We start from the raw sequence: 22,619 nt of genomic DNA on the forward strand, positions 1-22,619 counted from the left end.
TATTGGTTCAGCGTCGCCGAGACAGTCTGCGGCGCAGACCGGTGAGCAGTGCGTCGAGTTCGGTGAGTCGGAGCGGGCGGGCGAGCACGGCGAAGGTGAGCACGATCACGACGGCACCCGCCGCCGCGGCCGCCGGGGCTCCGGCCGGTGCGCTGCCGGTGGCGGCCAGCCAGCCCAGCGCGGTCGCGGGCAGCGCGGCGAGCAGCAGCCGTGCGTGCGTCCCGGCGGGTGCCGACCGCAGCGGCCGGGCGACGGCGAGCCGGCGGCTCAGCACCCGGGCCGTCACCAGCCAGCCCGCGCACAGGGCCAGCGAATACGCCGCCGCCATCCCCGTGACCGCCCAGCGCGCGGGCAGCAGTTGCGCGGCGGCCAGCGAGAGTCCCGCGTTGAGGCCCACGATCACCAGGTTGAGCAGGAAGGGCGTGCGGGTGTCGGAGAGCGCGTAGAACGTACGGGACAGCACGTACTGGCCGGACATGGCGATCAGCCCGGGCGCGAACGCCATCATGATCCCGGCCATCGCGGCCGTGTGGGCTTCGCTGGTCCTGCCGTACCCGAACACCAGGTCCATCACCGGGTGCCCCAGGGCGAACAGCATGCAGGCGGCGGGTACCACCGCGGCGCTGGAGGTGCGCAGGGCGTACGAGACATCGCGCCGGACGGCCGCGGTGTCGGCGTCGGCCGCCGCCGCGCTCATCCGCGGCACCAGGGCGGTCATGAGCGAGACGGTGATGATCCCGTGCGGCACGGCCCAGAGCGCGTAGACGTTGTTGTAGGCGCTGTTGCCCGGCCCACCACCGAGTCCCGCGGTCGTGGCCAGCCGGGTCGTGACCCAGTACGCCGCCTGGTTGGCAAGCACCAGCAGCACCAGCCAGCCGGCCGAACGCAGCGGGCGGGTCAGCCCGCTGCCGCGCCAGTCGAAGCGAGGCCGCCAGCGGAAGCGGGCGGCGCGCAGGGCCGGGACGAGGGCGAGGGCCTGGACGGCGATACCGGCGGTGGTACCCCAGCCGAGCAGCGCGGTCTCGGAGGGGGTCAGCGTGTCCCCGCCGCCGAGCGCGAGGCCCAGGTAGAGGCCGAAGACGATGATGACGACGACGTTGTTGAGTGCCGGAGCCCACATCATCGCGCCGAACCGGCCGCGTGCGTTGAGCGCCTGGCCTAGCAGCGTGAACAGCCCGAGGAAGAAGATCTGCGGGAGGCAGTACCGGGCGAACGCGACCGCTGTCGCGGCGCGGTCGCCGGTGTAGCCGGTGTACGCCTCGATGATCGCGGGCGCGGCCCAGACCGCGGCAGCGGTGATGGCGAGCAGGGCGACGATGCAGACGGTGAGCAGACGGTCGGTGTACGCGGCGCCGCCGTCCTCGTGCTCCTTGGACGCCTTGACCAGCTCGGGCACGAAGACGGCGTTCAGCGCACCGCCCATGAGCAGCATGTAGACGATGGTGGGGAGGGAGTTGCCGGCGGCATAGCTGTCGGCCGTGGGACCGATGGTACCGATCGCCGCGGCGACGACGGCGGAGCGCGCGAAGCCGGTGGCTCGGGACACGATCGACCCGGCGGCCATGACGGCGCTGTTGCGCAGGGCGGAGGACTGCCCGGCCCCGTCGCCGGGCACCTCGGCACCAGCCCGGGGTGCGTCGGCAACGCCCCCGGTCCGAGTGCCGTGGTTCGGGTCATCACCCGGAGAGGTGGGCTTCCGGCCGTCGGCGTGCGGTCCCCGGCCCTGGCGGGGCAGCGCGACCGGCGGTTCCGCGGGCGCGGCCCGCGCCTCCGCGCCGGCGGTCCCTCCGCCGCCCGTGCTCGTGCCGGGTCCGGTGCCCGTCCGCGGCACCGGATGTGTCGGACGCATCGAACGTGTCATCGCCGAGCCAGATACGCCTGGAAGGCGCGGTGCAGCGCGTGGTTGGCGGTTCCGCCCAACGGTCTCTCCCATTCCCCCAGCGTCTCGACGACCCGTCCGCCCGTGCCGAGCTTCCACCGCATCAGCCCGTACGCACGTTCGTCAGGGTCGAGTGTGGAGGGTACCCCGCGCATGTCGTACACATCGGCGCCGAGCGCCTGGGCGTCGAGGAGCATCCGCCACTGCAGGGCGTTGGAGGGCCGGACCTCGCGGCGGTGGTCGGCGGAGGCACCGGTCTGGTACCAGACCCGGCGGCCCACCGTGATCATCGTATGGGCGGCGAGTATCTCCCCGCCGTGGCGGGCCAGATACAGCTTCATCCGCCCGGGCTGCTCGGCGTTGAGTACCGCGTACTGGCGCTCGTAGTACGCGAGCGACCGGCCGAGCCGGAAACCGTCGCGCTCTTCGGTGATCCGCAGCAGGCGGTAGAACTCCGGGAGTTCGGCGGCGCTGCCCTGAACCACCTCGACGCCTTCCTTCCGGGCGCGGCGGACGTTGCGCCGCCACTCCTGATTGAGGCCCGACCACAGACCGTCGCTGTCTCGTCCGGCGAGCGGCACCTGGAAGACATGGCGCGGCTGGGCGTCACCGTCGTCCCCACCGCCGGCACCGCCGCAGCGGCGCCAGCCCCGTGCACGCAGCCGTTCGGCGACCGCCGTACCCAGGGGGTCGACCTCGCTCGCGAGCACATCGGACAGGCGCCTACCGGGACCGGCGGCCGACTTCAGCACCGCCGCGTCCCAGCGGCGGTACGCGGGCGAAGGGCCGATCCGCACCGCGAAGGCGCCGGAAGCACGCAGATGCTCCAGCAGAGGGGTGAGCCAGCCGTCGATGTCCGGGTCGGCCCAGTCGGCGACGGGCCCTTCGGGCAGGTAGGCGAAGTACTTTCGGGTGCCGGGGAGTTGTCGCAGCAGGACCAGCGCCACGCCGGTCAGATCGCCCGCCTCCGGGTCCGGTCCCCAGCCGAGCAGCTGCGCGCGCCAGCCCTCCTTGACGTCCGCCCAGGACGGGCACTGGAGGAAGCCCGCGCCGAGGGCGGCACCGGCGGGAGCCGTGAGGAAGGCGCGGTAGGCCTGGGCGGTGACGGGCGCCAGGCGGACGGCACGGTTCCGGACATCCTGACCACGGCCGGGCGGCACAAGCAGCGCTGACACAGTGTGACCTCTCTTCCGCCCCGTGCTGTCTCGGGGACAGCGAGATGCTCACAGCCCCCGATGACCGTGCCGCGCGGCGAATGTGACCGGACCATGACCGTTTCTCACCAGTCGCTGTCACATGGCCCCGCACGGCGTCCGCAAGGGCGTTCCCGGTCTTACAGTCACGGCATTCGCCCTGTTCCGACCTCTTCAACCACGGAGATCCAGTTGCACCGTGACCGCATACGAGTTCGGGCTGCTGCCGCGGCCATCCTGCTGGCGCCGCTCGCCGCCTGCTCGTCCGGCACCAGCCCCGCGTCGGGTGACGCCAAAGCAGCCGACGACCGTCCTGTCACGCTCTCCGTCACACCGAAGGGGAGGCAGGCCGCCGCAGGCGAGCCCGTCAAGGTCACCGCCACGGGCGGCACCCTCACCTCCGTGACCGTCACCGACGCCAAGGGCCGCAGACTCAGCGGCAAGCTGGGCTCCGGCGGCACGGCATGGACCTCGGACCGCAAGGCCGCCCCGGGCACGGCCTACCAGGTCACGGCGGCGACCAGGACCAAGGGGGGCACGGCGGGCACGGCCAAGGCCTCCTTCGCCACAGCGGACGCCGACAAGGTCAACAAGGTCGACTGGCGGCCAGGCGCGGGCGCCTCCGTCGGTATCGCCCAGCCGATCTCACTGGTCTTCGACCGCCCCGTCAAGAACCGGGCCGAGGTCGAGAAGCAGCTCAAGATCACCACGTCGAGCAAGACCGAGGGGGCCTGGGGCTGGATGCGCGACTGGTCCGGCAAGGACAGGGTGGACTGGCGGCCCAGGACGTACTGGAAGCCCGGCACCAAGGTCACCCTCAACGCCGAGCTGAACGGCACCGATTCCGGGAGCGACGGCGGCTGGTTCATACGCGACTACACCACCGCGTTCACCATCGGCGCCGCGCAGACCGTCAAGGTCGACCTCGACAACCACCAGCTCGCGCTGCAGCGTGACGGAGAGACGGTCCGCCGGATCCCCGTGTCCGGCGGCACCCCGGGCGGTGACAAGCGCTCCTGGCGCGGCACCGCCGTGCTGATGGCCAAGGAGGGCACGATCAACATGAACTCCGAGACCGTGGGCCTCGGCAACGCCTACGACAAGATGGTCGACTACTCGATGCGGCTGACCTGGTCGGGGATGTACGCGCACGCGGCGCCGTGGAACTCCGCCTACTTCGGCAACGCCAACCGCAGCTCGGGCTGCATCGGCATGAGCGACTCGGACGCGGCCTGGCTCTACGGGCAGGTGCGGCCGGGCGACCCGTTCGAGATCAAGGGCGGGGAGACCAAGGGGACGGTCGCGCCGGAGAACGGCTTCGGCGAATGGAACCTGTCGTGGGAGGAGTGGCGGAGCAAGAGCGCACTGCGCTGAGCACTTCCGCCTGGGAGGAACGGCCCATGATCACCAGCTGATGATCAGGGGTCGACGGCACGGCACGAGGCGACGGCAGGGTCGACGGCACGGCGCCGTGACTCACCGGTCGAGCTCCCACACGAGCACCTCGGCCGGGGCGGCAGCGACCAACTCAAGACCCAACCCCTCGGTGATCCGCGCCGCGTCTCCGGGCCCGAGCTCGTCCCACGCCAGCCGCACCACACCACGCACGACATGCACGTACACCAGCGGCGCGTCAGGGACGGCGGCGCGCTCGTCCGTGCCGAGTCGGCGTACGTGCAGCACCGCCCCGGACTGGGGGAGGGCGTAGGGGGTGGCGTCGGCGATGCCCCGCACGACCTCGTAGGACGGCTCCCCGCCGGGCTCCAGGGGCGAGAGCCACATCTGTACGAAGGTCAGCGGTGCGCCGGTGTCATTGCGTTCGACGTGCCGCACTCCGCCCGCCGAACTCAGCCGCTGCACATCGCCGGGGCGCACGACGGTGGCACGGCCGGTGTCGTCACGGTGGGTCAGCTCGCCCTCCACCACCCAGGTCACGATCTCGGTGTGGCTGTGCGGATGCTCGTCGAACCCGGCGCCGGGCGCCAGTCGCTCCTCGTTGCAGGCGATGATCGCCCCGAAGCGCAGATTGTCGGGATCGTAGAAACGTCCGAACGAGAAGGCGTGCAGCGATTCGATGCCGGTGGCCTCGTCGCCACCCCGGTAGCGCCCCGCGGCGCGCCGTACGGAAATCACACGCTCCACGGTAGACGGTGGCGCGGGCTCGGTGGCGCCCCCGGAGCCCTCCCGGAGGCCGGTCGGGAGCCCGTCCGGGACCCCTGAGCCGGGCCCCGGCCCCCCGCCGTCCGCTCCCCGCGCGGGCATCCGCCCCGGACCCCGAGTCTCCGCGTAGGCGTCCTGATAAGGCACTCTTGTCCCCGTGCCCCATCCCGAACCCGTCGAACCCGTCGAGCCGGCTCTGCCCGCTGCCGCCGCCCATCCGCACTCCGCGACCCTGAAGCGACTGGAGCAGTCATCGGGGCGGCTCGCGGCGAACGCCATCGCCCGCATGGACGAGATGCTGCCGTGGTACCGGGCCATGCCCCCGGAGAACCGGTCGTGGATCGGACTGGTGGCCCAGGCGGGTATCGCGGCGTTCACCGAGTGGTTCCGGCACCCCGAGACACCCCAGGCGATCTCGACCGACGTCTTCGGCACGGCCCCGCGTGAACTGACCCGCGCGATCACGCTGCGACAGACGGTGGAGATGGTGCGCACCACCATCGAGGTCATGGAGGTGGCGATCGAGGACGTCGCCGCACCGGGGGACGAGTCGATCCTCCGCGAGGCCCTGCTGGTCTACGCACGGGAGATCGCCTTCGCGACCGCCCAGGTCTACGCGCAGGCCGCGGAGGCGCGCGGTGCCTGGGACGCCCGGCTCGAATCGCTTGTGGTCAACGCGGTGCTGTCCGGCGAGGCCGACGAGGGCGCCGTCAGCAGGGCAGCGGCGCTCGGCTGGAACTCACCGGAGCATGTGTGCGTGGTGCTGGGCACCGCGCCCGACGGGGACAGCGAGCTCACCGTGGAGGCCATCCGCCGCGCGGCCCGACACGCCAAGCTCCAGGTGCTGACCGGAGTGCTCGGCGACCGCCTCGTGGTGATCGCCGGCGGCAGCGACAGTCCGCTGCACGTCGCCAAGGCGCTGATCGGCCCGTACGCCGCAGGCCCTGTGGTGGCCGGTCCGGTCGTACCGGACCTGCTGGCGGCGACACGCTCCGCACAGGCCGCCGCAGCGGGCCTCAAGGCGTGTGCGGCGTGGCAGGATGCCCCGCGTCCGGTTCTGGCGGACGATCTGCTGCCGGAACGCGCCATCGCGGGCGACCCTTCAGCGCGCGAGCAGCTGGTGGAGGAGATCTACAGACCACTGGAAGAAGCAGGCTCGGCACTGCTGGAAACGCTCAGTGTCTACCTGGAGCAGGCCAGCAGCCTCGAAGGCGCCGCACGGATGCTCTTCGTGCACCCGAACACCGTCCGCTACCGGCTCCGACGTGTGACCGACGTCACCGGCTGGTCACCCTCCGATGTCCGCTCCGCGTTCACTCTCCGGATCGCACTCATCCTCGGGCGTCTGGTAGACGGCGATCTCCAGTCCTAGTCTTTTGTCGAACACCGACAATTCCCCTGACGGTTCTTGGTCCCTGTCCCCACGGGCGGCTGGGACCATCCACAAGAGAGAGTGTGAGGGTGCTCGTACTCGTCGCTCCCGGCCAAGGCGCTCAGACGCCCGGCTTTCTGACCCCCTGGCTCGAACTCCCCGGCGCCGCCGACCGTATCGCGGTCTGGTCGGACGCCATCGGACTCGACCTCGCCCACTACGGCACGAAGGCCGACGCGGACCAGATCCGCGACACGGCCGTGGCTCAACCACTGCTCGTCGCAGCGGGTCTGCTGTCCGCCTCCGCGCTGCGTGACTCGCTCCGCGACGCTCTCGGCGACTTCGCGCCCGGCGCCGTAGCCGGTCACAGCGTCGGCGAGATCACCGCTGCCGCGTTCGCCGGCGTCCTCGACGAGGCGGCCGCGCTGCGCTTGGTGCGGACCCGGGGCCTGGCGATGGCCGAAGCCGCCGCCGTCACCGAGACCGGTATGTCCGCGCTGCTCGGCGGGGACCCCGAGCTGAGCATCGGGCATCTGCGGAAGCTCGGGCTGACTCCGGCGAATGTGAACGGCGCGGGCCAGATCGTGGCCGCCGGAACCAAGGAACAACTCGCCGCGCTGGACGCGGACAAGCCCGAGGGCGTCCGCAAGGTCGTGGCGCTGAAGGTGGCCGGCGCGTTCCACACGCACCACATGGCACCCGCGGTCGCCAAGCTGGAAGAGGCCGCCAAGGCGCTGGCCCCCATAGACCCGAAGATCCCGTACGTCTCGAACAAGGACGGCGCCGTCGTCACCGCCGGCGAGGAGGTCGTGGCCCGGCTCGTGGGCCAGGTCGCCAACCCGGTCCGCTGGGACCTGTGCATGGAGACGTTCAAGGAGCTCGGCGCGACCGCGATCATCGAGGTGTGCCCGGGCGGCACCCTCGTCGGCCTGGCCAAGCGCGCCCTGCCGGGTGTGAGGACACTCGCGCTGAAGACCCCCGACGACCTCGAAGCGGCCCGCACACTCATCGCCGAGGCAGCGGGTGCCGCTGCCGAAGCCTCGGACGCCGCGGAAGCGGCGGGCTCGCCCAGCGCCTGACGAAGGAGCCGTAAGCGCATGTCGAAGATCAGGCCCAGCCAGGGCGCCCCGTACGCACGGATCATGGGTGTCGGCGGTTACCGCCCCGTCCGCGTCGTGCCCAACGAGGTGATCCTGGAGACGATCGACTCGTCCGACGAGTGGATCCGTTCCCGCTCGGGTATCGCGACCCGGCACTGGGCGAACGAGGAGGAGACCGTCGCCGCGATGTCGATCGAGGCATCGGGCAAGGCGATCGCCGATGCCGGGCTGACCCCGGAGCAGATCGGCGCCGTCGTCGTCTCCACCGTCTCGCACTTCCACCAGACGCCTGCCATCGCCACCGAGATCGCCGACAAGCTCGGCACGAAGAAGGCCGCGGCCTTCGACATCTCGGCCGGCTGCGCCGGTTTCGGCTACGGACTGACCCTCGCCAAGGGCATGGTCGTGGAAGGTTCAGCCGAGTACGTGCTGGTGATCGGAGTCGAGCGGCTCAGTGATCTGACCGATCTGGAGGACCGTGCCACGGCCTTCCTGTTCGGCGACGGCGCGGGCGCGGTCGTGGTCGGTCCGGCCGAGGAACCGCGGATCGGCCCCACGGTGTGGGGCTCCGAGGGTGACAAGGCCGGCACGATCAAGCAGACCGTGTCGTGGGAGGAGTACCGGGACGGCACCGTCGACCGGTTCCCTGCCATCACCCAGGAAGGTCAGGCGGTCTTCCGCTGGGCCGTGTTCGAGATGGCCAAGGTCGCCCAGCAGGCGCTGGACGCGGCCGGGATCAGCGTGGACGACCTGGACGTCTTCATCCCGCACCAGGCCAATATGCGGATCATCGACTCGATGGTGAAGACCCTGAAACTGCCGGAGCACGTCACGGTCGCCCGTGATGTGGAGACCACCGGCAACACATCGGCCGCCTCGATTCCGCTCGCGATGGAGCGGCTTCTGGCGACCGGCGAGGCGAAGAGCGGCGACACCGCGCTCGTCATCGGCTTCGGGGCGGGTCTCGTATACGCCGCGACGGTCGTTACCCTCCCCTAGGCAAGCATTCGGATCTTCCGGACTTCCGGGAACGCTCCGGTCGTCCGGACTCCGGGTCAGCCTGTTCAACCCTCAGCCAGACACTGAGCCACACATTGAAGGAGCGCCACATGGCCGCCACGCAGGAAGAGATCGTCGCCGGTCTCGCGGAGATCGTCAACGAGATCGCGGGTATCCCGACGGAGGACGTCCAGCTGGACAAGTCCTTCACCGACGACCTGGACGTCGACTCACTGTCCATGGTCGAGGTCGTCGTCGCCGCCGAAGAGCGCTTCGACGTCAAGATCCCGGACGAGGACGTCAAGAACCTCAAGACGGTCGGCGACGCCGCCGACTACATCCTGAAGCACCAGGCCTGATCAAGGGCCGATCCGGTACGCCACCCAGCGGTGGCGCCGCTGATTCACGCAACCGCCTCACCGCTTAGACCGTGGAGAAAGAATTCCTGTGAACTCGACCAATCGCACCGTGGTCGTCACCGGTATCGGCGCAACCACACCGCTGGGTGGCGACACCGCATCGACCTGGGAAGGTCTGATCGCGGGACGCTCCGGCGTCCGTCCACTGGACGACGAGCGCTTCGCCGACCTGCCCGTCCGGATCGCCGCCCCGGTGGCGGTCGACCCGGCTGATGTGCTTCCGCGTCCGGTCGCCCGGAAGCTGGACCGTTCCGCCCAGTTCGCGCTGATCGCCGCCCGCGAGGCGTGGGCCGACGCGGGTTACGCCGGCCCGGCCGGAGCGGAATCCGCCGAGGGCGCGGCGCAGGTCGCGCCCGAGCGGCTCGGCGCGGTCATCGCGTCCGGTATCGGCGGTGTCACCACGCTGCTCGACCAGTACGACGTGCTGAAGGAGAAGGGCGTACGCCGCGTCTCCCCGCACACCGTGCCGATGCTGATGCCCAACAGCCCATCGGCGAACGTGGGGCTGGAGGTGAACGCCCAGGCCGGCGTGCACACCCCGGTCTCCGCGTGCGCGTCGGGCGCCGAAGCGATCGGCTACGCCGTCGAGATGATCCGCAGCGGCCGTGCCGACGTGGTCATCGCCGGCGGCACGGAGGCGGCGATCCACCCGCTGCCGGTCGCCGCGTTCGCCAACATGATGGCGATGTCCAAGAACAACGACGAGCCCGAGAAGGCTTCGCGCCCCTACGACAAGGACCGTGACGGCTTCGTCCTCGGCGAGGGCTCCGGTGTGGTCATCCTGGAGTCGGCGGAGCACGCCGCGGCTCGGGGCGCCCGCGTGTACTGCGAGGTGCTCGGCCAGGGCCTGTCGGCTGACAGCCACCACATCGCCCAGCCGGAGCCGACCGGCCGCGGTATCGCCGCCGCGTTGCAGAACCTGCTGGACTCGTCGGACCTCAAGCCGGGCGAGGTCGTCCACCTCAACGCCCATGCGACGTCCACTCCTCAGGGTGATGTCGCGGAGATCAAGGCGCTGCGCAAGGTGCTCGGCGACGACCTCGACCATGTCGCGGTGTCCGCGACCAAGTCGATGACCGGGCACCTGCTCGGCGGCGCGGGCGGTATCGAGACCGTGGCGACGGTCCTCGCCCTGCACCACCGGCTCGCCCCGCCGACGATCAACGTCGACGAGCTCGACCCGGACGTGGATGCGGACATCGTGCGCGGTGAGCCGCGGGCGCTGCCCAGCGGCACGATCGCGGCGATCAACAACTCGTTCGGTTTCGGCGGCCACAACGTGGTGCTGGCGTTCCGTACGGTCTGACGACCGCCGGACCCTCGCACCGCGCCGACGACGGACGGCAGGGCCCGTCTCCTCCACTTGGGTTCACGTGGAGGAGACGGGCCCTGCCGTGTTCAGCGCCTCGTGGCGGAACCTGGGCGGCGGCGTGTCAGACCACCTGGTGCAGCCACCGGACCGGGGCTCCCTCACCCGCGTACCGGAACGGCTCCAGCTCGTCGTCCCAGGGCTTGCCCAGCAGCTTGGAGATCTCGGCCTCCAGCTGCGTCTCACCCTGAGCCGAACGGACCAGGGCAGCGCGCAGCCGGTCCTCGGGGATCAGGATGTCGCCGTGAATTCCGGTGACGGCATGGAAGATTCCCAGGTCGGGGGTGGCGCTGTAGCGCTCGCCCTCGGCGGCGGGAGTCGGCTCGGCGGTGACCTCGAAGCGCAGCAGCTGCCAGCCGCGCAGCGCCGACGCCAGCTTGGCCGCCGTGCCCGCCTCGCCCTGCCAGGAGAACTCCGCTCTCCAGGTGCCCGGCGACGCCGGCTGCCGAACCCAGTCGAGTTGGACTCGCACACCCAGTACGCCCGCCACCGCCCATTCGACGTGCGGGCACAGCGCGCGGGGTGCGGAGTGAACGTACAGAACGCCGCGTGTCGTCACCGGGACCTCCAGTGTGGGACGAGGTTCGCCTTTCCCAGGGGCCTCAGTAAACATCACCAGACGCTAAACTCCGCGAACTCGCTCATAACGGACAGCATGTGACGTGATGTAATTTACCGGAGCCGGTGGACCGGCCACCCTTGGTTCGACGCGGCCAAAGCTACCGTGCGCTGGGGGGAAACGGGGTGTCGCGGGGGCACCGGCGGGGAGAGCGGGGATGCACGAGAACCAGCAGAATGGACGATGGAGACTTCGCCCGTTTGCCGCTGTCGCCGCGTTGACGGCGGCGGTGCTCGTCGGACAGTTTGCGGTCACAGGCTGTGACGAACCGCCCGCCGCGCAGAGCGGAGTCCCGCCGAAGGCACCCCGGCCGTCCCCCTCGCCCACGCCCGACTGGGACCGAAGCCCCGGCTCGATCGCGGCCGTCGGCGACTCGATCACCCGCGGTTTCGACGTCTGCGCCCTGCTCGCGGACTGCCCCGAGGTGTCCTGGGCGACCGGCAGCGACACGGGAGTACGCAGCCTGGCGCAGCGCCTGCTGGGTACCGCGGCGGCCGAACGCAGCTGGAACCACGCCCGGAGCGGGGCGAGGATGGCGGACGTCCCGGCACAGATGACCGCGGCGGCGGCACACCGCCCCGAACTGGTCACGGTGATGGCGGGGGCGAATGACGCATGCCGGGACTCACCCGAACTGATGACCCCGGTCAAGGAGTTCACAGCGTCGTTCGAAGCGGCGATGCGCGAACTGCGCCGTGCCGCGCCCGAGGCGCAGGTGTATGTGTCGAGCGTCCCCGACCTGAAGCGCCTGTGGTCGGCCGGCCGGGTCAGCCCGTTCGCCCGGGAGGTGTGGAAACTGGGCATCTGCGCTTCGATGCTCGCCGACGCAGAGGACCTGGGCGAGGCGGCAGGGCAGCGCAGGACGCGGGTGTACGAGCGGGTGGTCGCGTACAACGAGGCGCTCAAGGACGTGTGTGCGAAGGACCGGCGATGCCGGTACGACGGCGGGGACGTCTTCGACTACCGGTTCACGGGCGAGCAGTTGAGCCCCTGGGACTGGTTCCACCCCGGCAGGGACGGCCAACGGCGTCTCGCGGAGATCGCCCACCGGAACGTGACGGCGGCCGAGCCGCCCACGTAGGACTCCGCACAGCCGGTCGATCGCTGGCGCGCGGGGGTCGACTGCGCCCTGTACGCGGAATCCCCGGGGAGCGTTCCCCCCGGGGGATCCTCCTGGGCGCTTCTCAGATACCGCCCCGGGGCTGGTCCTTGCTGAGGCCGTAGGGACCGTAAGGCGCCAGTTGCGGCTCGAGCCTGGAATCCGGCTCGGGCCGCGACTGCGCCTCGTCCGGGGCCGCGGTCAGATCGCGCACCAGCAGGGTCGCGCCCGCGACCGCGCCCGGCATCAGGAACACCGCGACGAACGGGACCACGAAGGCCAGGGCGAGCGGGACCCCGAAGCCGAGGGTGAGCATGCGGCGACCGCGCAGCAGCGCCAAGCGCTCCTTGAGTTCGACACCGCGGCGCTGGAGGGCCACGGCCGTGAGCTCCTCGGCGAGGAAGAACCCGGAGACGCAGAAGCCGAGTACGGGGACGACGGTCTGCCCGACGACCGGGACGAAGCCGAGTGCGAAGAGCAGCACACCGTAGAACGCGGCCCGCAGCACCACCTTCAGGCTGTCCCGGGCGGAGATCCACAGCTCACGCCACAGGCTGAGCCCCGACTCGGGGGCCTCGCCACCCTCGGTGCGGTCGACCTCCTTGGAGAGCGATTCGTAGAACGGCTGACCGACCAGCAGGGTCACGGCCGTGAAGGTGATCACGGACAGGAAGAGGCCGAGGACGAAGAGCAGTGCGGTGAGGAAACCGCGGAACACACCGAGCCACGGCGATGACCAGTCGTCCGCGAACGGCGTCGACCAGGCCACCAGGTCGTCGGCTCCGTACCAGAGCCCGATGAGCCCGGCCAGGTACAGGACCATGGTGATCAGTCCCGGCAACAGCCCGAAACCGAACCAGCGGCCGTGCCTGCCGACCCACCGCTGACCCTTGACCATGTAGCCGAAGCCCGCCCCGAAATCACGCATGCCGCTCACCCTATCGGGCGAGCGGGACCGTACCGACTGGGCCGCGGCGCTGCCAGGTCGCACTTCGGACCGCACCCCCGAGTGTCGGGGTTGCGGCCCGGTGCCACGGTGGGTGGGTCCGATGGGGACGGGTCAGCGGGTCAGCGACACGACCATCTTGCCGGTGTTCTCGCCGCGCAGCATGCCGAGGAAGGCGTCGAAGCCGTTCTCGATGCCCTCGACGACGGTCTCGTTGTACTTGAGCTCGCCGGACCGCAGCCAGCCGCCCACTTCCTGGACGAACCGGGGCTGGAGGGCCGCGTGGTCGGAGACGAGCAAGCCCTGGAGCCGCAGCCGCTTGCTGATCATCATGATGAGGTTGCGCGGTGCAGGAGTGGGCTCGGTGGCGTTGTACTGGGCGATCATTCCGCAGAGGGCGGCGCGGCCATGGTCGTTGAACGAGGAGATCGCCGCCTCCAGGTGCTCACCGCCGACGTTGTCGAAGTACACGTCGATCCCGTCGGGCGCGGCGGCGGCGAGCTGCTCGGCCACGGGGCCGTTCTTGTAGTTGAAGGCTGCGTCGAAGCCGTACTCCTCCACCAGCAGCTTGACCTTCTCGTCCGAGCCGGCCGAACCGATGACCCGCGAGGCGCCCTTCAGCTTCGCCATCTGCCCGACCAGGCTGCCGACGGCCCCGGCGGCGCCGGACACGAACACCGTGTCGCCCTCCTCGAAGGAGGCCACCTCGAAGAGACCCGCGTAGGCGGTCATCCCGGGCATGCCGAGCACGCCCAGGTAGGCGGAGAGCGGGGCCACCGACGGGTCGACCTTGGTGGTCTGCTGAGCAGGCACTTCGGCGTACTCGCGCCAGCCGAGCCCGTGCAGGACGTGGTCGCCGACGGCGAAGCCCTCGGCCGCGGACGCGATGACCTCGCCCACGGCGCCGCCCTCCATGGGCCGGTCGAGCTGGTACGGCGGGGCGTAGGACTTCACATCGTTCATCCGGCCGCGCATGTACGGGTCGACCGAGAAGTGCAGATTGCGTACGAGGATCCGGCCTTCGCCCGGCTCCTCCACCGGAACCTCGCGTAGGGCGACGTCCCCGGACTCGGGCCAGCCGTTCGGGCGGGCGACGAGGTGCCATTCACGGCTGGACGCGGGAAGTGCGGACATGACTGCGGTGCCTCCTGCTGGATGTTGCCTGACGCTGATGTTTCAGTACATGAATTTCAGTACCTGAAACAACCATGCGCCTAGATATTTCATGTTGTCAAGTATCGGGGTATGCTGGTTTCCATGGCCATCACACCAACGGACCCGCTGACCCTGGAGGTCGTCGATCTCATCGGCGCGGTCGTGGCCCGTTACCACGACGAGTACGAGGAGGCCGCGGCTCGGCACAACCTCACCGGCGCGCAGGCCCGAGTACTGGGCCTGCTCTCGGTCGAGGCCACCCCGATGCGCCGGATCGCCCGCCAGTTGAAGTGTGAGCCGTCGAACGTGACGGGGATCATCGACCGACTGGAAGCCCGGGGGCTGGTCGAGAGGCGGCCCGATGCGGCCGACCGGAGAGTGAAGATCGCGGCGGCCACGGAGCAGGGCCGGGAGACCGCACGGGAGTTGCGGGAGTCCCTGGACTTCGCCCGGGAGCCCCTGGCAGAGCTGTCGACGCAGGAACGTACGGCGCTGCGGGACCTGCTCAGACGGATGCTGGGCGAGCCGCGGTAGCCGCGGCGACGCTCACGGCTCGGACACGCCGGAAGCTCAGGTGCACCAGAAGAGGAACCAGGTGCATGTCTCGCTTGGCTCGGGTGAGGGCGTGGGTGCGGCTGCCGGAGGCGGGGCCGCCTGACCCGGACCACCCGGGTTCCCCGGGTTCCCCGAATTCCCCGGGTCCGACGGCTTGCCGCCGGGCTTCGGCGAGGCCGAAGCAGAAACGTCACTGCTCGGACTCGGCGCGGGCACGGACGAACCGGAACGCCTTGCCTCCGACGGGGACTCCACCGCTACCGGACTGCCGGTGCCCGCCCCGACGGCCCCGGCTCTTGCGGCTCCTGCGCGCGATGGCACCGCCGAGGCCGTCTCGGGCTTCCGGCCGACCTCGCTCGGGCGCTCCGCCGGCTCGTCGCTGACGGCCGGTTCGGGAATCTCGTCGACCTGGAGTGGCTCTTCCTCCTCGCTGACCTCGACGGAGGCGCCGTCACCGCCCCAGCCCGCCTCCTTCGCCAGCTCGGTCAGGCTCAGCACGCCTGCGGCGAGGGCCAGACCGACGGCGCCGAGCACCACCTTCCGGCCACGGCTGCGGCGTGGGCGGCGTCTGCGCGCACCGGCAGCAGGTCCGCGCGCCCTTCCGCTCCCGGCGGGTGCGCGGCGATGCCCTGACGGCGCCCGGGGCTCGTCGTGGGCACCGCTGAGCTCGACCACCACCTCGTCCGGCGGGACGTGGGCGGGCTCAGGCGCAAAAGCCGGCACGGGAGCAGGCGCGGAAGCGGGAGTCGGGGCAGACGCCGGGGCGGGCGGCATGGCTGTGGGGGCGGCGGGTCGGTAGTACCGCAGCTCCTGCGCGGGCGTACCGCATCCGGCGCACGCCAGAGCCCCATTGAGGTGCCGACGGCACTGGTAGCAGTAATCCATGGGGCTGGCAGCGTACGCAGCCGACAGGTGACGGAGATAGGCGCGGCTGTGAGGATCTTGTGTGGAATCAGCAGTTCCGGAGCGTGGCGGCGGCCGGGGCTCCAGGCACGATGGGGGCATGAACAGCTCCGTGTTCGGACCCTTCGAGTTCCAGCTCGTCCTGCTCCGCCGGATGGCCGACCACCAGCCGGAGCTGGTCGAGGACGCCCGGCGCCGGCTCGGTGCGTCGATCGCGGAGATACGCGAGGCGAACCGCCGTTGGCAGTCGATGCTCCGCTCCCCCAGGGCCCGTGGGGCGCTGTCCCGCTACCGCTCCGTGCTCGGCGATCCCGAGTCCGCCGCCCGCCGCCGCATCGGTGATCTGGAATGCGACGCCCTGCTGTGGCCCGTACCGCTGTGGCCGGACCTCCGGTTCGAGGTACTGACGGCACCGGGCGGGGCGGTGTGGAACGAATGGCTGGTACGCGCGCCGGGGGCGCGGAGCCCCGGACTGCGCACCGAGGAGGATCTGCGCCCCTGGTCCTGCACCGTGGACGAGGTGGCCAGGGCCTTCGCGCCCGCACGGCCCCTGGAGGGCACGGCACCGACCCGCTGGGGGCTGGCGTTCACCCTGCCCGGTGGGAAGGCCTGTGCGGCCGAGTTCACCTGGGGGCTGCTGCAACGCCTGATGTGACACCTACGGCGACCGCGTTGGCACTCGCGGCACCGCAAACGCGCTGACTTGTCGTCACGGCCCTCCCCGAGCGGCTCAACACAACGCGCGCCCGGCGCCCCGCGGTCGCACGATGCGAAGAGGAACCGATCCCTGGAGGACCGCCGTGACCGTCAGCCTCGACCAGCTGCGCCGCTGCCACGTGGCCGTCGACATCGGCGCCGCGCGGACCCGTGTCTTCGTCAAGGGCGCCGGGCTTGTCGTGGACGAGCCGAGTGTCGTCGCCGTGAACATGCGCAACGGCGCGCTCATCGCCGTCGGCGAGTTCGCGCAGCAGATGACCGGACGGACCCCCGACTACATCCGGGTGATGCGCCCTGTGTCCGGCGGTACCGTCGTGGACATCGACATGGCCCAGCGCATGCTGCGCCATCTGCTCGGCGAGAAGCTCCGCCGCCAGCTACGCCGCAAGCCCCGGCTGCGGGCCGCCGCCTGCACCCCGCACCAGGCCGACCCGCTGGCCCAGCGCGCCACCGTCGAGACGCTGGTCGGGCTGGGAGCGCGCCGGGTCGAGCTGGTCGACACCCTGATCGCGGCTGCCGTCGGCTGCGGGCTCCCGGTGGAGCAGCCCACCGCCACCATGATCATGGCCTGCGGTGCCGCCACCACCCAGATCGCCGTGCTCTCGCTCGGTTCCATCGTCACGGCGGTACGCATTCCGGTCGGCGGCGACGCGGTGGACCACGCGGTCATCCAGCATCTGCGCCACCAACACGCGCTGATGCTGCCCAGCCAGTCCGTGCGCCCGCTCCAGCTCGCGCTCAGCGAGAACGGACTCACCGTGCGCGGGCCCGAGTCCACCGAGATCCACGGGCGTGATGTGGCCACCGGTCTGGCGCGTTCGGTGAAGGTGGACACCGCGGCGGTCAGGGACGCCATCCACTCCCCGCTCACCGCCGTGCTCGACGGCATCGGGAAGATCCTGCGCGACTGCCCGCCCGACCTGGTCGCCGACCTGGCCGATCGGGGCATCATGATGGTCGGCGGCAGCGCGCTGCTCCCCGGACTCGACCAGATGCTGCGCGACCAGACCGGTATGCCGGTGCATATCGCCGAGCAGCCCGACGTGTGCGCGGTGCTGGGGCTCGGAGCGATGCTGGAGGGCAAGGTCAAGTCGATGGTGCTCAACCCGCTGACGGCATAGGTCCCGCCCCCGGACGTGGTGCCGTACGGTCGGGCTACCTGGCGGCGCGCAGGGCGATCCGGGTGCTCGACTGGGCCACGCCCGCCTCCCGCTTGAGCCGACGCAGCAGGGTGTCGAGCGCCGCCGGGTCGGCGGCACGGGCGCGCACCAGGTAGTCGTGGGCGCCGGTGACATGTACCACTTCCGTGATGCCCGGCAGCCGCAGCACAACCGCTTCGAACTCCTCGTTCGTGGTGTCCAGGCGCAGAGTCACGTCGATGAACACGACAAGGCCTTCGCGGCTGCCGGCCGCCGCGGGATCCACCAGGGTGGTGAACCCGCGGATGACCCCCTCCCGGCGCAACCTGCGCACCCGGTCGGCGGCGGCGTTGGCGCTCAGTCCGACCCGTACCCCGAGATCGCGGTACGAGATCCGCGCATCCCTCTGAAGCACCCCGAGGATTTCACTGTCCAGGCGATCCATACCGCGATTGTCGCAGCCCGGACCGTAATCCGGCCGCGTGAGTCACGGCCCGCACCCGATGGTGTGCGCCATGGGCGAGATGTGGACGACCGCGGTCGCCGGGGCTGCCGCCGGTATCGGTGTGGCGATGCCGGTCGGAGCGATGGGCGTGCTGCTGGTGCAGGAGAGCCTCCGGGACCGCCGCAACGCCGTCGCGGCAGCCGCGGCAGTCGCGGTGGTGGACTTCGCGTACGCGGCGGTCGCCACGGCCATCGGACCGCTGGTGGCCTCGGCGTTGACCGAAGTGGAGGCGTGGGTCCGGCTGGTGTCGGCCGCGGTGCTGATGGGCATCGCGGTGCGGGGGCTGTGGGCGTCCCGGCACACCGCCGACGACGGCTCCCCCGCCGCGGCCGGGTCGGACGCCGGGAGCGGGGCGGCGCGGACTTTTGTCCGATTCGCCGCGCTGACCCTGGTCAACCCCACGACCGCGCTCTACTTCACGGCGCTCACGACGGCCCAGGGCGCCGAGTTGGGCAACGGCGCCGCCGGGGCGGTGTTCGCGACCGGAGTGTTCGTCGCCTCGCTCGCTTGGCAGCAGTTGCTCGTCGCGGTCAGCGGCATCGCGGGGGCGCGGATCGGGGCGCGCGCCCGCGCCTGGACCTTCCGGGTGGGGTTCGGCCTGGTCGCGGTGTACGCGGTGCGGCTGGGGCTGCCGCTACCGCTGCCCTGAGCCGCGGTCGGCCGCCCTGAGCCGTGGTCGACCCCCCTTCCAGGCCGAATTCGCTACGCGCCGGTAGGCAGGCGTGGGGACAATGGTGGGAGCGGACGGACTGAGGAGGACGACTCGTGAGTGCTGTGTTGCCGGCGGTTCAGGTGTTTCCGGCTCTACTGTCGGAGCCGGACCGTCCCGCCCTGCGGTTCGTCGACCGTGCGCTGACGTACGGCGAACTCGCCGCGGCGGCCGGGGCGCTGGCGAGCCGAGTCTCGGAGGTCGGCAGGGTCGCGGTGTGGGCCACACCGACCCTCGAGACCGCGGTCGGGGTGGTCGCCGCGGTACTCGCGGGAGTCCCCGCCGTACCGCTCAACCCCAAGACCGGCGAACGGGAACTGGCGCATATCGTCGGCGACAGCGCGCCCGCGCTGGTGCTGGCCGCATCGGGGGACGAACTGCCCTCGGCACTGGCCGGGTTGAAGCGCCTGGACGTCACGGTGGATCCGGTAGGGCAGAAGCCGGGCCTTCCGGCCCGGCTTCCGGCCGAGCCGGAAGACCCCGAGTCCCCGGCGCTCATCGTCTATACCTCGGGCACCACCGGCGCGCCGAAGGGCGCGGTGCTGCCCAGGCGGGCGATCACGGCGACGCTGGACGCACTGGCCGAAGCCTGGGCGTGGACCGCCGATGACGTGCTCGTCCACGGCCTCCCGCTGTTCCATGTGCACGGGCTGATCCTGGGAATCCTGGGCCCGCTGCGCCAGGGCGGCTCGGTACGACACCTCGGGAGGTTCTCGGCGGAGGGCGTGGCACGGGAGCTCGGCACGGGCGGAACGATGCTGTTCGGAGTGCCGACCATGTACCACCGGCTGGCCGAATCCCTGGAATCCGATCCGGAGTTGACGAAGGCTCTGGCGGGTGCACGGCTGCTGGTCTCCGGCTCGGCGGCGCTGCCGCTGTACGACCACGAGCGGATCACGGCGGGCACGGGGCGGCAGGTCGTCGAGCGCTACGGGATGACCGAGACCCTGATGAACACGAGCGTCCCGGTCGGGGGCGGTACGCGTCCCGGTTCGGTCGGCGTACCCCTGCGCGGTGTCGGGTTGCGGCTGGTGGAGGAGGACGGCTCCGAGATCACGGCGTACGACGGCGAGACGGTCGGGGAGATCCAGGTGCGGGGGCCGAATCTGTTCACCGGCTATCTCAACCGGCCGGACGCGACGGCGGCGGCGTTCGACGGGGAGTGGTTCCGTACCGGCGACATGGCCGCACGGGACGCGGACGGCCATGTGCGGATCGTGGGGCGCAAGGCGACCGACCTGATCAAGAGCGGCGGCTACAAGATCGGGGCCGGAGAGATCGAGAACGCTCTGCTGGACCATCCGGATGTCCGGGAGGTCGCGGTGACCGGTGAGCCGGACCCCGACCTGGGTGAACGGGTGGTGGCGTGGGTGGTGGCGGCGGATCCCGGGCGTCCGCCGTCGACCGAGGCGCTCGCGGACCATGTCGCCACTCAACTCGCCCCGCACAAGCGGCCCCGTACGGTCCGCTATCTGGAGAGCCTGCCGCGGAACGACATGGGCAAGATCATGAAGCGGGCGCTGACGCATGACTGACGGGCTGACCGCACGGGCGGCGATCGCATTGGTGGCCGAGGAGTTCGCGGAGTTCGAACGGTCTGACGGGCCCAAGGGATCCGCACGGCCAGAGGAGTCCGAAGCATCCGTATGGTCCGAGACCCCGCAGCGAACGGGTGCTCCCGCCGGCACGGCTGCCGCACAGCCGGCTGACGGGCCGATCGGCTGGGACGGCTATGGCGCCTCGCGAGCCAGGGCCGCGGCCCGCAGCGGCGAACAGGAGTCGGTCGTCTGGGGTGTGGCGCGGATCGGTGAGCGCCGTGCCGTGGTGGTGTCCTTCGAGTTCCGCTTCATGGGCGGCTCGCTGGGCGAACGGACCGGGGACCGACTGGAGGCTGCGTACGCGCACGCGCGCGCCGAGCGCCTGCCCCTCGTGTCGCTGATCGCCACCGGTGGCAGCCGGATGCAGGAGGGCATGATCGCCCTCACCCAGCTCCAGCGGGTGGCACGCGCCGCCGCCCTGACCCGTGCGGCCGGCCTGCCCCAGATCGCTGTGCTCCGGGACCCCACCACGGGCGGCGGCTGGGCCACGCTGGGGGCGGGCGCGGACGTGATCCTGGCGCTGCCCGGCGCCCAGATCGGCTTCGCCGGTTCACGGGTCAGGCCGCAGGGCGCCGACCCGTCCGCGTACACGGCGACGGGTCAGCTGGCCGCCGGCCAGATCGACGCGATCGTCCGACGGGAGGAGCTGCGCGAGACGCTGGCGTCGTGGCTCGTGCTACTGACGGGCGGGGCCGGGTCAGCGCCGCCGCCGGCCGACGCACCCGCGCCGCCGCTCGCGCTCGGCAGCCAGGATCCGGCACCCACCGGCTGGGGCGCCGTCCAGTTGGCTCGCTCCGCACGACGCCCGCGCGCCCAGGCGTATCTCGACACGCACTTCGGCTCGCGGCTCGACATCCAGGGCGACCGGTGCGGCGGCACGGACCCCGGGATGCTGTGCGGCTTCGGACTGCGGGAGGGCCGGACGGTGGCCTACGCAGCGCAGGCGGGGACGGCGACCCGGCCCGCCGGCTACCGGACCGCCGCACGGCTGATACGGCTCGCGGACCGGCTCGGGATTCCCGTGCTGACGCTGGTGGACACCCCAGGGGCCGCGAACGACGCGGAGGCCGAGCGCGAGGGTGCGGGGGCGGCCATCGCCGAGGCCTTCGCGGCGATAGCGGAGGCCCGGGTCCCGGTGACCACGCTGGTGATCGGCGAGGGCGGCTCGGGCGGAGCACTGGCGCTGGCCGCTCCGGGCAACACCTGGACCACGCCGGACGGCTACTTCTCGGTGATCGCGCCCGAGCTCGCCGCGGCGATCCTCAAACGAGGGCCGGGCGAGGCGGCCGCCACGGCGGACCAGCTGCGGCTACGGCCCCAGGACCTGGTGGAGCTGGGGCTGGTGCGGGGGATCGTGAGTTCCGGAGGCGGCGCAGCGAAGCAGCCATGAATTCCATCACAGTGATACGAATAACCAATATCGGAAATATCGCCCCCATCTCCACGAACCCATGACTCCTTTTGTTTGGTTTCATCACAGTTCATTGCCATTTTCGGGTGGCAAAATGATCAACTTCGCCCGGGAAACCCGGTGAGGTCGACCTTCCCTGAGCAGCCCGCCCTCTGGTACACGTGACAGTCCCCGAAAGCACCACCGGAAGTCACGCCATGGACCAGGACCCCACCCCTGACCACATATCCTTCTCGATCGATCTGACCTTCGAAGAGGCCAGGCGGCGAGCCGAGGTCGTGGCCGCTCTCGGGCCCGACTGGGATCCCATGGCAGCGCTGCGGGACGAGGAGGCGGCGTACTCCCTCCTCTACTCCGGGCTCGATGCCGAGCAGCAGCGCACCTACGAAGCGCTCGTCGCGGCGGGTGTGCTGCCCGAGAACCCCCGACGGCCCGGAGGGGAGCCCGGCCGTGCGGCTTCCCATTGATCCGCAGGCGGACATCGCCCGGCGCGCCTGGGTGCCCTGCCCGCGCTGCGACGACTCCCGCGACTGCGCGCCCTGCGCGGAGCGGCGCAACTGCCGCGACCACTGGCGCTATCTGATCTCCAACCAGGGCGCGGTCGTCCACCTCCAGTGCCCCGGATGCACTCACATGTGGTCGCTGGACACCCGCCGCGATGGAGGCGCCCGCCCGCGCTGAACCCGTCACGCCGGTGACGCGACACGGCCACATGGAGGACATGACCTCGGCGAAATCCGCGCTCGCCGGATGTCGGGATCGTTCGCTGCGG

At 71.1% G+C, this 22,619-nt stretch carries 23 protein-coding genes; 15 read left to right on the forward strand and 8 right to left on the reverse strand.

Translation table 11 applies throughout. The annotated features are described in order from the left end of the window. Nucleotides 1–7: 7 nt before the first annotated feature. Together murJ and V1460_RS28195 are read right to left on the reverse strand one after the other, a co-directional pair. The gene (murJ, locus tag V1460_RS28190; protein WP_407077640.1) at nt 8–1,564 is read right to left on the reverse strand and encodes a murein biosynthesis integral membrane protein MurJ; all 1,557 of its coding nucleotides are present in this window, start codon (nt 1,562–1,564) and stop codon (nt 8–10) included. 293 nt (nt 1,565–1,857) lie between these two features. Next, a complete protein-coding gene (locus tag V1460_RS28195) occupies nt 1,858–3,054 on the reverse strand; it encodes a peptidoglycan bridge formation glycyltransferase FemA/FemB family protein (RefSeq protein ID WP_338676422.1) in 1,197 nt (398 codons plus the stop codon). Nucleotides 3,055–3,264: 210 nt separating this feature from the next. On the opposite strand from V1460_RS28195, the gene V1460_RS28200 reads away from it, so the two are divergent. Then, nucleotides 3,265–4,446 carry an Ig-like domain-containing protein gene (locus V1460_RS28200; RefSeq protein WP_338676423.1) on the forward strand — a complete coding sequence of 394 codons (1,182 nt, stop codon included), beginning with the start codon at nt 3,265–3,267 and terminating at the stop codon, nt 4,444–4,446. Between the two features lie 102 nt (nt 4,447–4,548). Here the strand turns inward: V1460_RS28200 and V1460_RS28205 are convergent, their stop codons facing one another. Further along, nucleotides 4,549–5,205: a pirin family protein gene (locus V1460_RS28205; RefSeq protein WP_338676424.1), complete on the reverse strand. Its 657-nt coding sequence runs from the start codon at nt 5,203–5,205 to the stop codon at nt 4,549–4,551. Nucleotides 5,206–5,389: 184 nt separating this feature from the next. Here V1460_RS28205 and V1460_RS28210 point away from each other — a divergent pair, with 184 nt between their 5' ends. From V1460_RS28210 to fabF, 5 genes are all read left to right on the forward strand, one after another. Continuing rightward, on the forward strand, nt 5,390–6,604 hold the full coding sequence (locus V1460_RS28210; RefSeq protein WP_338676425.1) for a helix-turn-helix domain-containing protein: 1,215 nt from the start codon (nt 5,390–5,392) through the stop codon (nt 6,602–6,604). Nucleotides 6,605–6,693: 89 nt separating this feature from the next. Next, complete coding sequence (locus tag V1460_RS28215) at nt 6,694–7,683, forward strand: ACP S-malonyltransferase (protein ID WP_338676426.1); 990 nt, start codon at nt 6,694–6,696, stop codon at nt 7,681–7,683. 18 nt (nt 7,684–7,701) lie between these two features. After that, complete coding sequence (locus V1460_RS28220; protein ID WP_338676427.1) at nt 7,702–8,703, forward strand: ketoacyl-ACP synthase III; 1,002 nt, start codon at nt 7,702–7,704, stop codon at nt 8,701–8,703. A 110-nt stretch (nt 8,704–8,813) separates the two neighbouring features. Beyond that, complete coding sequence (locus tag V1460_RS28225; protein ID WP_055472098.1) at nt 8,814–9,062, forward strand: acyl carrier protein; 249 nt, start codon at nt 8,814–8,816, stop codon at nt 9,060–9,062. Between the two features lie 88 nt (nt 9,063–9,150). Further along, nucleotides 9,151–10,428 carry a beta-ketoacyl-ACP synthase II gene (gene fabF / locus V1460_RS28230; RefSeq protein WP_338676428.1) on the forward strand — a complete coding sequence of 426 codons (1,278 nt, stop codon included), beginning with the start codon at nt 9,151–9,153 and terminating at the stop codon, nt 10,426–10,428. Nucleotides 10,429–10,555: 127 nt separating this feature from the next. On the opposite strand, the gene V1460_RS28235 is transcribed toward fabF, so the two are convergent. Next, complete coding sequence (locus V1460_RS28235; protein ID WP_338676429.1) at nt 10,556–11,050, reverse strand: DUF3145 domain-containing protein; 495 nt, start codon at nt 11,048–11,050, stop codon at nt 10,556–10,558. Between the two features lie 217 nt (nt 11,051–11,267). On the opposite strand from V1460_RS28235, the gene V1460_RS28240 reads away from it, so the two are divergent. After that, a complete protein-coding gene (locus V1460_RS28240; RefSeq protein ID WP_338676430.1) occupies nt 11,268–12,191 on the forward strand; it encodes an SGNH/GDSL hydrolase family protein in 924 nt (307 codons plus the stop codon). A 103-nt stretch (nt 12,192–12,294) separates the two neighbouring features. Here the strand turns inward: V1460_RS28240 and V1460_RS28245 are convergent, their stop codons facing one another. Both V1460_RS28245 and V1460_RS28250 read right to left on the reverse strand, forming a co-directional pair. Then, the gene (locus tag V1460_RS28245; protein WP_338676431.1) at nt 12,295–13,137 is read right to left on the reverse strand and encodes an EI24 domain-containing protein; all 843 of its coding nucleotides are present in this window, start codon (nt 13,135–13,137) and stop codon (nt 12,295–12,297) included. A 132-nt stretch (nt 13,138–13,269) separates the two neighbouring features. Further along, nucleotides 13,270–14,289 (reverse strand): NADP-dependent oxidoreductase, encoded by a 1,020-nt coding sequence (locus V1460_RS28250; RefSeq protein ID WP_338676432.1) that lies wholly within the window; start codon nt 14,287–14,289, stop codon nt 13,270–13,272. A 123-nt stretch (nt 14,290–14,412) separates the two neighbouring features. On the opposite strand from V1460_RS28250, the gene V1460_RS28255 reads away from it, so the two are divergent. Then, nucleotides 14,413–14,844 (forward strand): MarR family transcriptional regulator, encoded by a 432-nt coding sequence (locus V1460_RS28255; RefSeq protein ID WP_338676433.1) that lies wholly within the window; start codon nt 14,413–14,415, stop codon nt 14,842–14,844. 36 nt (nt 14,845–14,880) lie between these two features. Here the strand turns inward: V1460_RS28255 and V1460_RS28260 are convergent, their stop codons facing one another. Further along, complete coding sequence (locus V1460_RS28260; protein ID WP_338676434.1) at nt 14,881–15,588, reverse strand: hypothetical protein; 708 nt, start codon at nt 15,586–15,588, stop codon at nt 14,881–14,883. 280 nt (nt 15,589–15,868) lie between these two features. Here V1460_RS28260 and V1460_RS28265 point away from each other — a divergent pair, with 280 nt between their 5' ends. Further along, nucleotides 15,869–16,423: a hypothetical protein gene (locus V1460_RS28265; protein WP_338676435.1), complete on the forward strand. Its 555-nt coding sequence runs from the start codon at nt 15,869–15,871 to the stop codon at nt 16,421–16,423. A gap of 145 nt (nt 16,424–16,568) precedes the next feature. Then, entirely contained in the window at nt 16,569–17,606 is a 1,038-nt protein-coding gene (locus V1460_RS28270) for a rod shape-determining protein (protein ID WP_338676436.1), read from the forward strand. Between the two features lie 34 nt (nt 17,607–17,640). Here V1460_RS28270 and V1460_RS28275 read toward each other — a convergent pair whose 3' ends face one another. After that, nucleotides 17,641–18,069, reverse strand: coding sequence for an Lrp/AsnC family transcriptional regulator (locus tag V1460_RS28275; protein WP_338676437.1), 429 nt, complete (start codon nt 18,067–18,069; stop codon nt 17,641–17,643). A gap of 70 nt (nt 18,070–18,139) precedes the next feature. Between V1460_RS28275 and V1460_RS28280 the strand changes: the two genes are divergently transcribed. The 5 genes from V1460_RS28280 (at nt 18,140) to V1460_RS28300 (ending at nt 22,528) form a co-directional block, all read left to right on the forward strand. After that, a complete protein-coding gene (locus V1460_RS28280) occupies nt 18,140–18,778 on the forward strand; it encodes a LysE family transporter (RefSeq protein WP_338676438.1) in 639 nt (212 codons plus the stop codon). Between the two features lie 116 nt (nt 18,779–18,894). Beyond that, entirely contained in the window at nt 18,895–20,373 is a 1,479-nt protein-coding gene (locus tag V1460_RS28285; RefSeq protein WP_338676439.1) for an acyl-CoA synthetase, read from the forward strand. Further along, on the forward strand, nt 20,366–21,826 hold the full coding sequence (locus tag V1460_RS28290) for a carboxyl transferase domain-containing protein (protein ID WP_338676440.1): 1,461 nt from the start codon (nt 20,366–20,368) through the stop codon (nt 21,824–21,826). Before V1460_RS28285 ends, V1460_RS28290 begins: the two co-directional genes overlap by 8 nt. A gap of 218 nt (nt 21,827–22,044) precedes the next feature. Beyond that, entirely contained in the window at nt 22,045–22,314 is a 270-nt protein-coding gene (locus V1460_RS28295; protein WP_338678241.1) for a DUF6400 family protein, read from the forward strand. Beyond that, nucleotides 22,298–22,528 (forward strand): hypothetical protein, encoded by a 231-nt coding sequence (locus tag V1460_RS28300; protein ID WP_338676441.1) that lies wholly within the window; start codon nt 22,298–22,300, stop codon nt 22,526–22,528. Before V1460_RS28295 ends, V1460_RS28300 begins: the two co-directional genes overlap by 17 nt. The last annotated feature ends 91 nt before the right edge of the window (nt 22,529–22,619 follow it).

Origin of the sequence: Streptomyces sp. SCSIO 30461, from assembly GCF_037023745.1 — a bacterium.
Lineage (GTDB): Bacteria > Actinomycetota > Actinomycetes > Streptomycetales > Streptomycetaceae > Streptomyces.

Excerpts from the sequence above, each read along its gene's own strand:
- murJ (WP_407077640.1), bottom strand. The coding sequence starts at position 1,564 with ATGGCCGCCGGGTCGATCGTGTCCCGAGCCACCGGCTTCGCGCGCTCC.
- V1460_RS28220 (WP_338676427.1), top strand. The coding sequence starts at position 7,702 with ATGTCGAAGATCAGGCCCAGCCAGGGCGCCCCGTACGCACGGATCATG.
- V1460_RS28225 (WP_055472098.1), top strand. The coding sequence starts at position 8,814 with ATGGCCGCCACGCAGGAAGAGATCGTCGCCGGTCTCGCGGAGATCGTC.
- V1460_RS28240 (WP_338676430.1), top strand. The coding sequence starts at position 11,268 with ATGCACGAGAACCAGCAGAATGGACGATGGAGACTTCGCCCGTTTGCC.
- V1460_RS28245 (WP_338676431.1), bottom strand. The coding sequence starts at position 13,137 with ATGCGTGATTTCGGGGCGGGCTTCGGCTACATGGTCAAGGGTCAGCGG.
- V1460_RS28250 (WP_338676432.1), bottom strand. The coding sequence starts at position 14,289 with ATGTCCGCACTTCCCGCGTCCAGCCGTGAATGGCACCTCGTCGCCCGC.
- V1460_RS28255 (WP_338676433.1), top strand. The coding sequence starts at position 14,413 with ATGGCCATCACACCAACGGACCCGCTGACCCTGGAGGTCGTCGATCTC.
- V1460_RS28265 (WP_338676435.1), top strand. The coding sequence starts at position 15,869 with ATGAACAGCTCCGTGTTCGGACCCTTCGAGTTCCAGCTCGTCCTGCTC.
- V1460_RS28275 (WP_338676437.1), bottom strand. The coding sequence starts at position 18,069 with ATGGATCGCCTGGACAGTGAAATCCTCGGGGTGCTTCAGAGGGATGCG.
- V1460_RS28280 (WP_338676438.1), top strand. The coding sequence starts at position 18,140 with ATGGGCGAGATGTGGACGACCGCGGTCGCCGGGGCTGCCGCCGGTATC.
- V1460_RS28290 (WP_338676440.1), top strand. The coding sequence starts at position 20,366 with ATGACTGACGGGCTGACCGCACGGGCGGCGATCGCATTGGTGGCCGAG.
- V1460_RS28295 (WP_338678241.1), top strand. The coding sequence starts at position 22,045 with ATGGACCAGGACCCCACCCCTGACCACATATCCTTCTCGATCGATCTG.